Genomic DNA, 15,530 nt, shown 5'->3' with positions numbered 1-15,530 from the left:
CGTCATCTCGCCGCAGTCCCAGTGCGCGGAATAGGGGTCCTCAAAATGCTTTGCATGACTTCCTGAGCGCGAGCAATTGCCTTTTCCTGATCCGGTTTTTCTGATGCAGGGTGCGCCGGCTCAACCTTCTTCCCGTCAACCGATCCGGTGCGCTCGATATTCTTTCGCCGCGCACAAGCATCCATGAAGACTTCGCTTTTCATCCTTGGCTCTTTCGTGTCCATGTATTCCTTCTCGCAAACGAATTTGTCGCCAGGTTCGGCAAATTCAGGGCTTTTCATTTGAGGAAAAGCTTTTGCGGGACAAAGGATTGTGATGGCCACTGCGGAAATAGCTAGAAATTTCACCCTCATCCCCTTGCGATAAAAGGTCCGTAACCTCGTAGGTTGACGAAAACGGGGCCAAGTTCACTTCCCTGACCCCACCTTCGCTCAAAGCAACGGAATCAAAAGCAACGCCACGATATTGATGATCTTGATCAGCGGATTCACCGCCGGCCCCGCGGTGTCCTTGTACGGATCGCCGACGGTGTCGCCAGTGACGGCGGCCTTGTGCGCGTCGGAGCCCTTGCCGCCGAAGTTGCCGTCCTCGATGTACTTCTTGGCGTTGTCCCAGGCGCCGCCGCCGGTGGTCATCGAGATGGCGACGAACAGGCCGGTGACGATGGTGCCGATCAGCACGCCGCCGAGCGCCTGCGCGCCGGCGACCGAGCCGCCGAGCCATTTGAAGCCGAACACGACGACGACAGGTACGAGCACGGGCAGCAGCGAGGGAATCATCATTTCCTTGATTGCCGCCTTGGTCAGCATGTCGACCGCGCGCGAGTAGTCGGGTTTGGTCTTGCCTTCCATGATGCCCTTGATCTCGCGGAACTGGCGGCGCACTTCCTCGACCACGGCGCCGGCCGAGCGGCCGACCGCTTCCATCGCCATCGAGGCGAACAGGTACGGGATCAGGCCGCCGATCAACAGGCCGATGATGACGTAGTGGTTCGACAGGTCGAAGGTGACGTTGGCGAGGCCCGGCTGGCCCGAGAGGTTGTGCGTGTAGTCGGCAAACAAGACCAGCGCTGCCAAACCGGCCGAGCCGATCGCGTAGCCCTTGGTCACCGCCTTAGTGGTGTTGCCGACCGCGTCAAGCGGGTCGGTGACGGCGCGCACTTCCTTCGGCAGTTCGCTCATCTCGGCGATGCCGCCGGCGTTGTCGGTGATCGGGCCGTAGGCGTCGAGCGCGACGATCATGCCGGTCATCGACAGCATGGCCGTGGCGGCGATGGCGATGCCGTAGAGGCCGCCGAGCGCATACGCGCCCCAGATCGACGCGCACACCGCGAGCACGGGATACGCGGTCGATTTCATCGAGATGCCGATGCCGGCGATGATGTTGGTCGCATGGCCCGTGGTCGAAGCCTGCGCGACGTGGCGCACCGGGGCGTACTCGGTCGCGGTGTAGTACTCGGTGATGACGACCATCGCGGCCGTAAGCGCGAGGCCGATCAGCGCGCAGCCGAACAGGTTGCCCGCGCCGATCGGCGTGCCGGCCATCAGCGAGTTGGTGATGAACCAGAACGCGATCGCCGCGATCACCGCCGAAACGGCGACGCCGACGTAGAGCGCATTCATGATCTTCGCGCCGGGCTTGGTCTTGACGAAAAACGTGCCGATGATCGAGGCGACGATGGACACGCCGCCGAGCACGAGCGGATAGAGCACGCCGTTCGGCCCCACCGTGGCGGCGCTGATGCCGCCGAGCAGCATCGTCGCGACCAGCGTGACCGCGTAGGTCTCGAACAGGTCGGCGGCCATGCCGGCGCAGTCGCCGACGTTGTCGCCGACGTTGTCCGCGATCACGGCCGGGTTGCGCGGGTCGTCCTCGGGGATGCCGGCCTCGACCTTGCCGACGAGGTCGGCGCCGACGTCGGCGCCCTTGGTGAAGATGCCGCCGCCGAGGCGCGCGAATATCGAGATCAGCGACGAGCCGAAGGCGAGGCCGACGAGGGCGTGCAGCGCTTTTTCGGTCGGCAAACCGAAATGCAGCAGCGCGAGGTAGTAACCGGCGACGCCGATCAGGCCGAGGCCGACCACAAGCATGCCGGTGATCGCGCCGCCGCGGAACGCGACGTCGAGCGCGGCGGAAATGCCCGAGCGCGCCGCTTCCGCCGTGCGCACGTTGGAGGCGACCGAGACGTTCATGCCGATGAAGCCCGCCGCGCCGGAGAGAATGGCGCCGATCGCGAAGCCGATCGCCGTAGGCCAGCTCAATGCGAAGCCGATGACGACGAACAGCACCGCGCCGACGATGCCGATCGTCGTGTACTGGCGGTTGAGATAGGCGCGCGCGCCTTCCTGGATCGCCGCGGCGATCTGCTGCATGCGCTCGTTGCCGGCGGGCTTGGCCATGATCCAACTGCGCGACCAGACGCCGTAGACGATCGCGAGCAGCGCGCAGATGGGCGCGATCCAGTAACCGTATTGTTGCAGCATGCCTTTCTCCCTTGGAACAGGCTGATGGATGGGAACGACGATGGGGTGGTGCGAAACGAACTTGCCGAAGTATACCCGGCCTCGACGGGATGGGTAACTGCGCTGCGCCATCGCCTCGACGGTATCGTTGTCAGCGCCGATGCGGCGCGCGCGCCAGCGCCCAGACGTCCACGCGCGCGACGCCGGCACGCTTGAGCGTGCGCGCGGCTTCGCGCAGCGTCGCGCCGGTGGTCATCACGTCGTCGAGAATGACGGCGTGCGCGGGTGGCTCGCCATTGGCCGAAAGTACGTCGCCGTTCGCGCCGAACGCGCCGCGCAGGTTGCGGCGGCGCGCGACGGCGTCGAGGTTCGACTGCGCGGCGGTCGCGCGCGTGCGGCGCAGCAGGTCGGGCGCGAGCGCAATGCCGAATTCGCGCGCGAGCGGCCTGGCCAGTTCCAGTGCCTGGTTGTAGCCGCGTTCGCGCAGGCGCGCGGCGTGCAGCGGCACCGGCACGATGACTTCGGGCAGCGTGGCGATCGCGCGGTCGGCGAGCGCCGTGTGCAGCGCGTCGATCCACAGCTCGGCCAGCACGCGCCCGGCCGCGAGGCTGCGGCCGAACTTGAGGCGGGTCAGCAGCAGATCGAGCGGATGGCCATAGAGATACGGCGCGAACGCGGCGTCGAACGGCGGCTCGTTCTTCAGGCATTCGCCGCAGTGTGCCGCAGGCGCGGCGAGCGACAACGCGCAGCGCGCGCAGGCGACGCGATTACGGACGAGGTCGGCGGCGCAGGCGGAGCAGAGGTCTCGCAGGTTTTCGCCGCGCGCGCCGCAGAGCAGGCAGTGCGGCGGCAGCAACGCGAATTGCAGGCGCCGCCAGAGTCCGTCAACTTGCAACGTCGTTTTCCGGTTGACAGGGGTGAGGGGCGAATTCACACTGCCGGCAGTTTACGCCCAAGCCGGAATGCCCGAATGTCCGTGACGATCGAACTCGTGCCGAATCGCGAAACCGTCAGCCGCGCCGAGGTGCTCGCGCTGTTCGCGCTGCCGTTCAACGACCTGCTCGCGCGCGCCCACGGCGTGCACCGCGCACACCACGACGCGAACGCAGTGCAGGTATCGACCCTGCTATCGATCAAGACCGGCGGTTGTCCCGAAGACTGCGCCTACTGTCCGCAGAGCGCGCGTTACGCCACCGGCGTGAAGGCGGAAAAGCTGATGTCGCTCGACGCGGTGCTCGACAAGGCAAAGCAGGCCAAGGCCGCCGGCGCCACGCGCTTCTGCATGGGCGCGGCATGGCGCTCGCCAAAGGACCGCGACGTGGAAAAGGTCGCCGAAATGGTCGGCGCCGTGCGCGCGCTCGGCATGGAAACCTGCGCCACGCTCGGCATGCTCAGCGCGCCGCAGGCATCGAGGCTGAAGTCGGCCGGACTCGACTACTACAACCACAATCTCGACACCGCGCCCGAGTTCTACGGCGAGATCATCCACACGCGCGACTACCAGGATCGCCTCGACACACTCGAAAACGTGCGTGCCGCCGGCATGAAGACCTGCTGCGGCGGCATCGTCGGCATGGGCGAATCGCGCGAGCAGCGCGCCGGCCTTCTGCACATGCTCGCGAGCCTGCCGGAACATCCGCAATCGGTGCCGATCAACCGTCTCGTCCAAGTCGCCGGCACGCCGCTCAACGGCACCGCGCTGCTCGATCCGTTCGAATTCGTGCGCACGATCGCGGTTGCGCGCATTCTGATGCCGCGTTCGATGGTGCGCCTGTCCGCCGGCCGCGCCGAGATGAGCGACGAGTTGCAGGCGCTGTGCTTCTTTGCCGGTGCGAACTCGATCTTCTACGGCGAGAAGCTTCTGACTACCGGTAATCCCGACGTCGAGCACGACCAGGCGCTGTTCGCACGCCTCGGCATCGCGCCGATGCAGGTCGAGCTGGACCCCGGCACGGTGCATGCGGACATCGTCGAAGCAGCATAAGCTTCCCTTCTCCCACCGGGAGAAGGTGGCGCGCAGCGCCGGATGAGGGAAAGACGCGTCAACAACGAATATCACTTCAATTTGTTACGCCTTTCCCTCATCCGCCCTTCGGGCACCTTCTCCCGGGGGAGAACGGAAGAAAAGAGCATGACCCGCCCTGATCTGATCGAACGTCTCGCCGCCGCGCAGGCCGAACGCGCCAGGCACGATCTGCTGCGCCGCCTGCGCGAAGTCGAAGCAGTCGACGGCGTGCATATCTGGATCGACGGACGGACGCTCGTCAATTTCGCCAGCAACGACTATCTCGGCCTGGCGCAACATCCGGCCTTGCAGGAAGCGCTGATCCGCGCGGCGAAGCAATGGGGCGTCGGCGCGACCGCGGCGCATCTGCTCGGCGGTCATCGCGACGAACACGCCGCGCTCGAGGAAAAGCTCGCGCGCTGGACAAAGCGCGACGCCGCGCTGCTGTTCTCGACCGGCTACATGGCCAATCTCGGCGCGATGCAGGCCTTGCTCGGCGAAGGCGACGTCTGTGTGCAGGACAAGCTCGACCATGCCTGTTTGATCGACGGCGCACGGCTCGCGGGCGCGACGCTCAAGCGCTACGTGCATGCCGATGCCGACAGTGCGCGAAGGCAACTCGAAGCGAACCCCGACGGCGCGGCCCTGCTTGCGACCGACGGCGTGTTCAGCATGGATGGCGACGTCGCACCGCTGGCCGGGCTGGCTGCGCTGTGCAAGGCGCAGCGGGCCACGCTGATGGTCGACGACGCACACGGCCTCGGCGTGCTCGGCCAGGAGGGTGCCGGCAGTCTCGCCGATGCGGGTCTGGAGCAGGACGACGCGCCCGTGCTGATGGCGACGCTCGGCAAGGCGCTCGGCGTCTCCGGCGCATTCATCGCCGGCAGCAAGGCGCTGATCGACGGCTTCGTACAGTTTGCGCGTACGCACGTCTACACCACGGCGATGCCGCCCGCGCTCGCGGCAGCGACGAGCGTGGCCGTCGACATCGTGCGTTTCGAGGATTGGCGGCGCGACAAGCTGCGTCGCCTCGTCGCCCATTTCCGCCACGGCGCAGGCGAGCGCGACATCGCTCTGCTCGACTCGCGCACGCCGATCCAGCCCGTGTTGATCGGCGCGAGCCGCGCGGCGCTGGTCGCCGCGCAGCGGCTCGAAAGCGACGGCTGCTTCGTGCCCGCCATCCGCCCGCCGACCGTCGCGCAGGGCAAGGCGCGGCTGCGCGTCACGTTCTCGGCGCTACACGAGGAAGCCGACGTGGAAAAACTCTTGAACGCCCTCGCGCGCGCGATCGCGCATGCGCGCGGGGCGACGAAAAAGGAACGTTGACGCATGCTGCATATCGAAACGGTCGGCGCAGGCCCCGAACTCGTGCTGATCCACGGCTGGGCGATGCACGGCGGCATCTTCGCGCCGCTGACGCCGCTGCTCGCCGAACGCTTCCGCGTGCATGTCGTCGACCTGCCGGGGCACGGTTTCAGTCGTGGCGACGAGAGCGTGTGCGACCTCGCCACGTGGGCCGCCCGCGTGCTCGACGCGACGCCGCCCGCGATCTGGGTCGGCTGGTCGCTCGGCGGCCTTGTCGCGCTGCAAGCCGCGCTGACGCGGCCATCGCAAGTGCACGGCCTCGTCGAGACGGCCGCGTCGCCCCGATTCGTCAATGTCGACGGCTGGACGCATGGCGTCGATCTCGCCGTCTTCACCCAGTTCGCGCTCGGTCTGCGGCAGAACTACCGCGAGGCGATCGAGCGCTTCCTCGCGCTGGAGACGCTTGGCTCGGCGAACGCACAGGCCGAACTGCGCGAGCTGAAGGCGCTCGTGTTCGCGCGCAGCGAGCCCGATATCGAGATTCTCGAACACGGACTGGACGTGCTCGAAACCGCCGATCTGCGCATCCGGCTTGCGCAACTGGCGATGCCGAGCCTGTGGATCGCCGGTCGCCGCGACCGCCTCGTGCCGCCTGCGGCGATGCGCTGGGCGTCCGCACAAAGTATGCAAAGTGGATTTGTGGAAATCGCTTCGGGACATGCGCCGTTCTTGAGCCATGCGCGCGAGGTCGCCGATGCGATCTTCGATTTCGCAGCGAGGTTGCCCGCGCCATGACGCCGCCGTTCGACACGAACCAGGTGCGCCGCTCGTTCGGCCGCGCCGCGGCGAGCTACGAGGCGCATGCGGTGCTCCAGCGCGAAGTCGAGCGACGCTTGCTCGAACGCCTCGACTACGTCGAGACGGCGCCTGCGCGCGTACTCGATCTCGGCTGCGGACCCGGCGCTGCCGCACAGGCGATGCGCTTGCGCTGGAAGAACGCACAGGTGATCGCGCTCGACGCGGCGATGCCGATGCTGGAGCGGGTGAAAGCCCATTGGCTGCGTCCGGTCGCGCGCGTTAATGCCGATGCGCGCGCGCTGCCGCTCGCCGACGCGAGCGTCGGCGTGCTGTTCTCGAATCTGTGCATCCAGTGGATCGATGATCTGCCCGCGCTGTTCGACGAGTTCCGCCGCGTGCTCAAGCCGCGTGGTTATCTCGCGCTGTCGACGTTCGGTCCCGACACGCTGCACGAGCTGCGGGCCGCATGGGCGCAGGCGGACCGCACACCGCATGTCAGCCAGTTCGTCGACATCGCCCGCGTTGGCGATGCGCTGATGCAGGCGGGCTTCCGCGACCCCGTGCTCGACGCCGAACATTTCACGCTGACGTACCACGCCGCGCCGACGTTGATGCGCGAGCTGAAGGCGATCGGCGCGACCAATGCCGATCCGCGGCGCGCGCGCGGACTGACCGGGCGCGCGCACTATCGCCGCGCGGTCGAAGCCTACGAGTCGTTTCGTTTCGACGGCGTGTTGCCGGCGACCTACGAAGTCATCTACGCGCACGCCTGGTCGCCCGATCCGGGCCAGCCGCGTCGCGGACGCGGCGGCGGCGAGATCGCAAGCTTCCCGATCGACCGCTTGCGCGGTTCGCGACGTTGACCGAATCCTCTTGGTCCGTCATTCCCGCTTTCGCGGGAATGACGACAAAAGATCACACCTCACCATGGCGAAAGCACGAAACGAGATGGTCGTTGACCATTCCCGTCGCCTGCATGTGCGCGTACATGATCGTTGAGCCGACGAAGTTGAAGCCGCGCTTTTGCATGTCGCGGCTCAGCTTGTCCGACAGTTCGGTGCGCGCCGGCACGTCGACGTGGCCGCGCCGGCGGTTGCGGATCGGCTTGCCGTCGACGAACGACCAGAAGTAGGCATCGAGGCTGCCGAATTCGCCGATCACCTTGAGCGCGGCGCGCGCATTGTTGCGCGCGGACCAGATCTTCTGCCGGTTGCGGACGATGCCCGGATCGAGCAGCCGTTTTTCCAGCGCCGCGTCGGTCATGCGCGCGACCTTGGCGATGTCGAAGTCGTGGAACGCGCGCCGATACGCTGCGCGCTTGTTCAGCACCGTGGCCCACGACAGGCCCGCCTGCGCACCTTCCAGAACGAGGAATTCGAACAGCTTGTCGTCGTCGTGCAAGGGCACGCCCCATTCCTCGTCGTGGTACGAGTAATACAGCGCGTTACCGCCCTCGACCCAACGGCAACGCGAGAGAGAGGCGGATTTTGCCGTCATTGACCGAGCACCTGCGCGGTCCAGTCCGGCAGGTTGTAGTAGTTGGTCACGCGCGCAATCCTGCCGTCGCGCACGTCGAAGAACGCGCCGGCGGGCAGGACGTACTTTTGTCCGCGCGCGGGCGGCAGGCCTTCGTCGGTGACGAGGTAATCGCCGTGGACGACGAACTCGGCGCCGGCGCGCGCGCCATCTTCGCCGGCCATCACGACGATGTCGCGCAACTGCTCGCGATAGCAGCGTTCCATGTGCTCGAGGAATGCGCGGAATGCGCTCTTGCCCGTCTCGCGCTTGCCCTGGTTGATGTCGTGCGCGACGTCGTCGGTCAGGCAGGCGAGCATGCCTTCCCAGTCGCCGGCGTTGAAGGCGGCATAGTAGCGGCGGATCAGGGCGATCGAATTCTGTTGTGTCATGGTGTTTCCATGTCGATGTTGCCGCCGGAGAGAATTACGCCGACGCGGCGGCCGCGGAAAATTTCGGGATGGCGGAGCACGGCGGCGAGCGCGATCGCCGAAGAGGGCTCGATCACGATCTTCATGCGCTCGAAGACGAGGCGTTGCGCCGCGAGTGTTTGCGCATCGTCGATGGTCAGAACACGCACGCCGTATTGGCGCAACAGCGCGAAGTTGATCTCGCCGAGTTGTCCGCGCAGGCCGTCGCAGACGGTGTCCGGCACGATGTCGGTGACGCGCGCACCGCGGCGCAGCGATTCGAAGGCGTCGGCCGCGCCGGCGGGTTCGGCGGCGTAGAGCTCAATGCGAGGATGAAGCGCCCGGGCCGCGATCGCGCTGCCGCCGATAAGGCCGCCGCCGCCGATCGGCGCGATCAGCGCATCGAGTTCGTCGGTTTCGCGCAGCAATTCGAGCGCGGCCGTACCCTGGCCCGCGATCACGCGTGGGTTGGTGTAGGGGTGGATGAGTTCGGCGCCCGTCTCGGCCTGTATCCGCGCAGCGGCTGCTTCGCGTGCCGCGATCGTCGGCGCGCAGAAGTGCAGGTTTGCGCCATAGGCCGCGATCGCGGCGAGCTTGGACTTCACCGCGTTTTCCGGCACGACGACGTGGGCACGAATGCCTCGCGTACGCGCGGCCAGCGCCAAGGCGGCCCCATGATTGCCCGAGGAATGCGTGACCACGCCACGCGCGGCACAGGCGTCGCCCAGCGTCCACACCGCATTGCAGGCACCGCGGAACTTGAATGCGCCGGCACGCTGGAAGTTCTCGCACTTGAACGCGAGTGTGGCGCCGGCGAGCGCGTCGAGGCTTCGCGCGCGCAGCACCGGGGTGCGCGCGGCATGCGGTTCAATGCGGTGCGCGGCGAATTCGACGTCGACGAAATCCGGCAGGCCCACGGTTGCGACCTGCATGGATCTGGAAGGTTCGGGCATGGGCACGATCATAACCCGGTCGTGCGATGCCGCGGTTGGGTGGGCCGCAGCAACGGAGCTTGCGGCCTGTCGAAAACCCGTCAGTGCTGCGGCAGCTTGTCCAGCGCGGCGGAGACGCGCGCATGCTTGTTCTGCAACGTTTCGATCGCGGTCTGCGGATTCGGGTTCAGACCGATTTCTTCCATGGCCATTTCGATGCGGCCCAGTTCGATCATCAGATCGTGACGCAGATACTGCACGCTGCTGATGGGATTCGAGTGATGTTCGTTCAACATGGTGTTACCCCTGATAGATTTCTTCGGCCCAGAATTCGGGCTGAAAAGGCTAAGCAAGTGTCGTGCCAATTAAGAGTTCATAAAGAAATGCACGGCAAACCATTCATCAATATGGAGTTATTGAGGAAATTTGTTCCATTTCGCAAAATTCTCGAGTATAGTGATTTACGAAGGTGGTCGATTGCTTTGAATTTGCCGGCGCCGGGGGTGACACAACGCGTCCAGACGGGACGAAAATTCGTTGTGACCAGGGGATGGGATGGGAAGCGGGAATCTGCAGCGCTGTGGCAGGCTTCACGTTTTTCTGGTTCGTCCCGAGGTAAGCTCTAAAAAAGATACATTAGATACATTGAGACGGCGAAGTCTGCGGTACGAAGCCTTGGCTCGGCAGAGTCGCGACGCAGAACATAGGGTTACTGGCGCCCGGCATACGGTCCTCTTGGATTCCCCCTGTTCCTAAGACCGCCGGGCGCCAGCCTTTCCTCCTGAAATCCCTTCGCTGGTTCCTTGCTGCGTCCTTCGGACTGGCGCGAATCGGCCCCTGAGCCCAATCATCAACGCGCTGGCAGCGGCGCTGTGCGTTCGTTCGAAGTGCCTACGAATCAAAGCAGGAACCGTGCCAAGCTCGCACTGATATACTCGTCTCTCGTCAATCCCACCTCGGCCGCGCCGGCCTTGCCATGAATTCCGATTCCCACTTCGATGCGATCGTCGTTGGCGGCGGCCACGCCGGCACCGAGGCCGCGCTTGCCGCAGCTCGGCTCGGCGCGCGCACGCTGCTGCTCACGCACAACATCGAAACGCTCGGCCAGATGAGTTGCAACCCCGCCATCGGTGGCATCGGCAAAGGCCATCTGGTCAGGGAAATCGACGCGCTTGGCGGCGTGATGGCGCAGGTCGCGGACCGCGCCGGCATCCAGTGGCGCACGCTCAATGCCTCCAAGGGCGCGGCCGTGCGCGCGACGCGCTGCCAGACCGACCGTGCCCTGTACAAGGCCGCCATTCGCGAGCGCCTGGAAACCCAGCCGAACCTGGCCATCTTCCAGCAGGCGGTGGACGATCTGATCGTGGAAGGGCAGAAAGTGACAGGCGTGGTCACCCAGATGGGCTTGGCCTTCCGCGCCCGCTGCGTCGTGCTGACCGCGGGGACGTTCCTCGCCGGCAAGATCCATATCGGCTTCGAGAACTATGCGGGTGGCCGTGCGGGCGACCCGTCGGCGCAGCGCCTCGCCGCGCGCCTGCGCGAGCTGCCGCTGGCGGTCGATCGCCTGAAAACCGGCACGCCGCCGCGCCTCGACGGCCGCAGCATCGACTTTTCCGCGCTGGCCGAACAGCCCAGCGACACGCCGATGCCGGTATTCTCGTTCTGGGGCGACGCCGCCGATCATCCGCGCCAGGTGCCGTGCTGGATCACGCATACGAGCGAACGTACGCACGAAATCATCCGCGCAGGCCTCGATCGATCGCCTTTGTATACGGGAAAGATCGAAGGCGTCGGCCCGCGCTACTGCCCCTCGATCGAGGACAAGGTGGTGCGTTTCGCCGAGAAAGGCTCGCACCAGATCTTCCTCGAGCCGGAAGGGTTGCATACGACCGAGATTTACCCGAATGGCATCTCGACCTCGCTGCCGTTCGATGTGCAATTGGAGCTCGTGCGTTCGATCAGGGGACTCGAAAACGCCCATATAACGCGCCCGGGCTATGCGATCGAATACGACTATTTCGATCCGCGCGGCCTCAAGGCTTCGCTTGAGACCAAGGCGATCGAGGGCTTGTACTTCGCCGGCCAGATCAACGGCACCACGGGCTACGAAGAAGCCGCCGCGCAGGGTTTGATCGCCGGCCTCAACGCTGCGCGCGCGGCGCAGGATCGCGAGCCGTGGACGCCGCGACGCGACGAGGCCTATATCGGCGTGCTGATCGACGACCTCATCACCGACGGCACGCGTGAGCCGTACCGCATGTTCACCTCGCGCGCCGAATACCGTCTGAATCTGCGCGAGGACAATGCCGACTTGCGCCTATGCGACAAGGGCTTCGAACTCGGCAGTCTCGATGCGGCGTGCTACGACGCATTCCGGCGCAAACGCGAGGCGATCGATGGCGAGACCGCACGCCTGAAGGCGATCTGGGCTGCGCCGAACAATGCGCTCGGGCGCGAAGTCCGCGAGACGCTCGGTATCGAATTGTCGCGCGAAACGAATGCGCTCGACCTGTTGCGTCGCCCCGAACTCGACTACGCGCAACTGATGCATGTCCCCGCGCTCGGGCCGGGCGTCGGCGATGCACTCGTCGCCGAACAAGTGCAGATTTCGGCGAAGTATGCGGGTTACCTCGAACGCCAGAACGAAGAAATCGAGCGCCAGCGCCGCCACGAAGACACCGCCATTCCCGATGCGTTCGACTATGCGCAGGTGCGCGGCCTTTCCGCCGAAGTGACGCAGAAACTCGGGGCGGCGCAGCCGCAGACCATCGGCCAGGCGATGCGCATTTCCGGCGTCACGCCGGCGGCGATCTCGCTGCTGCTCGTGCATCTCAAGCGCGGTCAGCGTCGCGTCGCCTGAGCCGATGCGGCGCGGCCTTCCGTCCCGTGCGCTGGTGGCCGCATTGCTGCTCGCGCCGCCAGCCGTATTCGCGCAGGACGGCGGTGATGCTGAAGCCGCCGTCACGCCCTATCGTCCGACGGTGTCGAATCCCGCGAGCCTGCCGCATGCAGGCCGGATCGAGGGCGAATTCGGCGGCATTGCCAGTCGACAGGATGGTTCGCGCGAAGGCAGCGTGCCGTGGCTGGTGAAGGTCGCGCTGGCCGACGACTACGGCATCCTCGTCGGCGGTAACGCGTATGCGACGAGCACGCCTCCCGGCGGCGAGACGGTGCGCAGGATCGGCGACCTGTCGCTGGAATGGAAGCAGGCGTTTGCGCTGGGCGAGCATGCGGCGTTCGGCATCAAGGCGGGTGAAATCGTGCCGACGGCGCGGCGCACTCTCGGCGTCGGCAAGCCGGCCGGCATCGTCAACGGCATCTACAGTGTCGACCTCGGCGCGACGAACCTCGGCGGCACGCGCTACACGACGCGCGTGCCTGGCGTCTCGCGCTGGCAGAGCACCTGGGCCGGCGCTGCGTCATGGTCGCTCGACCCGATCTGGGGCGCCGCTATGGAATTGTCCGGCGCGCATCAGCGCGGCACGCCCGTGCAAAGCCAGTTGCTCGGCGCAGTGAACTACAACGAATCCGCGCACCTGGTACTCGACGCGGGTTTCTCCTGCGGTCTTGCCCATGCCGCGCACGACAAGAGCGTCTTCGCCGGCGCGACCGTCCTGCTCGGGCGGATCGCTGATTTCGGACGACGCATCGCAGGCACAAGCCCGCGCTGGATTGCAAGCCCGCGCACTCGCCTACAATGCCTGCCCTTTCATCCGGAAAGCCGCTGCCGCTCACCGTATGTCGAACATCGAACTCAAGATCGCCGCCGAAATCGCCGCCAAGCCCGATCAGGTCGCCGCGGCTGTGCAGCTGCTCGACGAAGGCGCCACGGTACCGTTCATCGCGCGCTATCGAAAAGAGGTCACCGGCGGTCTCGACGACACGCAATTGCGCAAGCTCGAAGAACGTCTGCGCTATCTGCGCGAGCTCGAAGAGCGCCGCGTCGCCGTGCTGGCGAGCATCGCGGAACAGAACAAGCTGACCGATGAGCTGAAGGCGCAGATCCTCGACGCCGACACTAAGGCGCGCCTCGAAGACCTGTACCTGCCGTACAAACCCAAACGCCGTACCAAGGCGCAGATCGCGCGTGACGCGGGCTTGCAGCCGCTCGCCGATGCGCTGCGCGCCAATCCAGCGGAGACGCCCGAAGCGCTCGCCACGACGTATGTTGATGCGGAGAAGAACGTTGCCGACGTGAAGGCCGCGCTCGACGGCGCGCGCGTGATCGTGCTCGAAGAGATGAGCGAAGACGCGGCATTGATCGGCGAACTGCGCGAGTGGCTATGGGGCCGCTGCCAGATCCGCGCCAAGGTCGTCGTCGGCAAGGAAGTCGAGGGCGCGAAGTATCGCGATTACTTCGATCACGCCGAGTCGATCAAGGCGATTCCGTCGCACCGCTTGCTCGCGCTGTTCCGCGCGCGCAACGAGGGTTTTCTCGATCTGGATTTGGAGCCCGGCGCGGAAGCCGAACAAGGCCATGCCGAAGCCGAAGGCCGCATCGCCGCGCATTTCGACATCGCCGACCGCGGTCGTCCGGCCGATGCGTGGTTGCGCGAGTGCTGCCGCCAGCTCTGGCGCATCAAGCTGATGTTGCAATTGACCCTCGACCTGTTCGGCCGCGCGCGCGAGGCGGCCGAGGATGAAGCGATCCGCGTATTCGGCAGCAATCTGAAAGACCTGATGATGGCGGCGCCCGCCGGCCACAAGGTCGTGATGGGCCTCGATCCGGGCATCCGCACCGGCGTCAAGGTCGCGATCGTCGAGACCACGGGCAAGGTGCTCGGCACCGGCACGATCTATCCGCACGAGCCGCGCAACGAGTGGGACAAGTCGATCGCGTATCTCGCCGCCGCATGCAGGCAGTTCAAGGTCGACCTGATCTCGATCGGCAACGGCACCGCGTCGCGCGAGACCGACAAGCTCGCCGGCGAGTTGATGAAGAAGCATGCCGAGCTGAAGCTCGCGAAGATCGTCGTCTCCGAGGCCGGCGCTTCGGTGTACTCGGCGTCGGAAACGGCGGCCAAGGAATTCCCCGACATGGACGTGTCGCTGCGCGGCGCGGTGTCGATCGCGCGGCGCTTGCAGGACCCGCTCGCCGAACTTGTCAAGATCGAGCCGAAGGCGATCGGGGTCGGCCAGTACCAGCACGACATCAACCAGGTGAAGCTCGCGCGCGCGCTCGACGCCGTCGTCGAGGACTGCGTCAACCGCGTCGGCGTCGACGTCAACACTGCGTCGGCCTCGCTGCTGTCGCGCGTCGCGGGCCTGAGCGCGAGCGTGGCCGAGAACGTGGTGAAGTACCGCGACGAGCACGGCGCATTCCGCACGCGCGAGGCGATCAGGAAAGTGCCGCGGCTCGGCGACAAGGCGTTCGAGCAGTGCGCCGGCTTCCTGCGCGTGACCAGCGGCGACAATCCGCTCGACGCGTCGAGCGTGCATCCGGAAGCCTATCCGGTCGTCGAGCGCATCGTCGGCGACAGCAAGCGCGAGGTGAAGCAGGTCGTCGGCGACATCGCCTTCCTGCGCTCGCTCAAGGCGGAAAAGTATACCGACGACAAGTTCGGCCTGCCGACGGTGCGCGACATCCTCAAGGAACTGGAAAAGCCCGGCCGCGATCCGCGCCCCGCGTTCCACATGCCCGAGTTCGCCGACGGCATCGAGGACATGAAGGACCTGAAGCCCGGCATGGTGCTCGAAGGCCGCGTCTCCAACGTCGCCGCGTTCGGCGCCTTCGTCGACATCGGCGTGCACCAGGACGGCCTCGTCCACATCTCGGCACTGTCGACCAAGTTCGTCAAGGATCCGCGCGAGGCGGTGAAGGCCGGCGACATCGTCAAGGTCAAGGTGCTCGAGGTCGACCTGCCGCGCAAGCGCATCGCATTGACGATGCGGCTCGACGATCCGGTCGGCGCCGATGCGCAGGGGCGCACATCGGCGCGCGATGGCGGTGCGGCATCGCGCGATCCGCGCGGAGCGAGACCGGTGCCGGGCGGTCGCGGCGGCTTCGCAAAGCCGGGCGCTCCGGCACAGGCCAACAACGCTTTCTCCGACGCCTTCGCGAAGGCGCGGCGGCAATAGCGCGGCGGCAAACTACGCTATGTCA

At 66.1% G+C, this 15,530-nt stretch carries 13 protein-coding genes; 6 read left to right on the top strand and 7 right to left on the bottom strand.

Annotated elements, in window-relative coordinates; all coding sequences use genetic code 11:
* Positions 1-2: 2 nt before the first annotated feature.
* From QM741_RS04325 to QM741_RS04315, 3 genes are all read right to left on the bottom strand, one after another.
* Positions 3-347: a hypothetical protein gene (locus QM741_RS04325; RefSeq protein WP_415206510.1), complete on the bottom strand. Its 345-nt coding sequence runs from the start codon at positions 345-347 to the stop codon at positions 3-5.
* An 84-nt stretch (positions 348-431) separates the two neighbouring features.
* Positions 432-2,483: a sodium-translocating pyrophosphatase gene (locus tag QM741_RS04320; RefSeq protein WP_415206509.1), complete on the bottom strand. Its 2,052-nt coding sequence runs from the start codon at positions 2,481-2,483 to the stop codon at positions 432-434.
* A 130-nt stretch (positions 2,484-2,613) separates the two neighbouring features.
* Entirely contained in the window at positions 2,614-3,357 is a 744-nt protein-coding gene (locus QM741_RS04315) for a ComF family protein (protein ID WP_415206508.1), read from the bottom strand.
* 75 nt (positions 3,358-3,432) lie between these two features.
* Between QM741_RS04315 and bioB the strand changes: the two genes are divergently transcribed.
* The 4 genes from bioB to bioC all read left to right on the top strand — a co-directional run bounded on the left by bioB (position 3,433) and on the right by bioC (position 7,433).
* Entirely contained in the window at positions 3,433-4,446 is a 1,014-nt protein-coding gene (gene bioB, locus QM741_RS04310; RefSeq protein WP_415206507.1) for a biotin synthase BioB, read from the top strand.
* Positions 4,447-4,593: 147 nt separating this feature from the next.
* The gene (gene bioF, locus QM741_RS04305) at positions 4,594-5,793 is read left to right on the top strand and encodes an 8-amino-7-oxononanoate synthase (RefSeq protein ID WP_415206506.1); all 1,200 of its coding nucleotides are present in this window, start codon (positions 4,594-4,596) and stop codon (positions 5,791-5,793) included.
* 6 nt (positions 5,794-5,799) lie between these two features.
* The gene (gene bioH, locus QM741_RS04300; RefSeq protein WP_415209074.1) at positions 5,800-6,567 is read left to right on the top strand and encodes a pimeloyl-ACP methyl ester esterase BioH; all 768 of its coding nucleotides are present in this window, start codon (positions 5,800-5,802) and stop codon (positions 6,565-6,567) included.
* Complete coding sequence (bioC, locus tag QM741_RS04295) at positions 6,564-7,433, top strand: malonyl-ACP O-methyltransferase BioC (RefSeq protein WP_415206505.1); 870 nt, start codon at positions 6,564-6,566, stop codon at positions 7,431-7,433. The genes bioH and bioC overlap by 4 nt, the downstream gene beginning before the upstream one ends.
* A 52-nt stretch (positions 7,434-7,485) precedes the next feature.
* Here the strand turns inward: bioC and QM741_RS04290 are convergent, their stop codons facing one another.
* From QM741_RS04290 to QM741_RS04275, 4 genes are all read right to left on the bottom strand, one after another.
* Positions 7,486-8,067 carry a DNA-3-methyladenine glycosylase I gene (locus QM741_RS04290; RefSeq protein ID WP_415206504.1) on the bottom strand — a complete coding sequence of 194 codons (582 nt, stop codon included), beginning with the start codon at positions 8,065-8,067 and terminating at the stop codon, positions 7,486-7,488.
* Positions 8,064-8,477: a ketosteroid isomerase-related protein gene (locus QM741_RS04285; RefSeq protein WP_415206503.1), complete on the bottom strand. Its 414-nt coding sequence runs from the start codon at positions 8,475-8,477 to the stop codon at positions 8,064-8,066. The genes QM741_RS04290 and QM741_RS04285 overlap by 4 nt, the downstream gene beginning before the upstream one ends.
* Positions 8,474-9,427, bottom strand: a complete 954-nt coding sequence (locus QM741_RS04280) for a pyridoxal-phosphate dependent enzyme (RefSeq protein ID WP_415206502.1) — start codon at positions 9,425-9,427, stop codon at positions 8,474-8,476. The genes QM741_RS04285 and QM741_RS04280 overlap by 4 nt, the downstream gene beginning before the upstream one ends.
* A gap of 101 nt (positions 9,428-9,528) precedes the next feature.
* Positions 9,529-9,723 (bottom strand): hypothetical protein, encoded by a 195-nt coding sequence (locus QM741_RS04275; protein WP_415206501.1) that lies wholly within the window; start codon positions 9,721-9,723, stop codon positions 9,529-9,531.
* Between the two features lie 680 nt (positions 9,724-10,403).
* Between QM741_RS04275 and mnmG the strand changes: the two genes are divergently transcribed.
* Both mnmG and QM741_RS04265 read left to right on the top strand, forming a co-directional pair.
* A complete protein-coding gene (gene mnmG / locus QM741_RS04270) occupies positions 10,404-12,287 on the top strand; it encodes a tRNA uridine-5-carboxymethylaminomethyl(34) synthesis enzyme MnmG (RefSeq protein ID WP_415206500.1) in 1,884 nt (627 codons plus the stop codon).
* An 878-nt stretch (positions 12,288-13,165) separates the two neighbouring features.
* Complete coding sequence (locus QM741_RS04265) at positions 13,166-15,505, top strand: Tex family protein (protein ID WP_415206499.1); 2,340 nt, start codon at positions 13,166-13,168, stop codon at positions 15,503-15,505.
* Positions 15,506-15,530: the final 25 nt, after the last annotated feature.

This window comes from Rudaea sp., from assembly GCF_047601565.1.
In the GTDB taxonomy this organism is placed as follows: domain Bacteria; phylum Pseudomonadota; class Gammaproteobacteria; order Xanthomonadales; family Rhodanobacteraceae; genus Rudaea.
The sequence above is the reverse complement of the archived record's forward strand: the minus strand, read 5'-3'. Positions and strand labels throughout refer to the sequence as shown.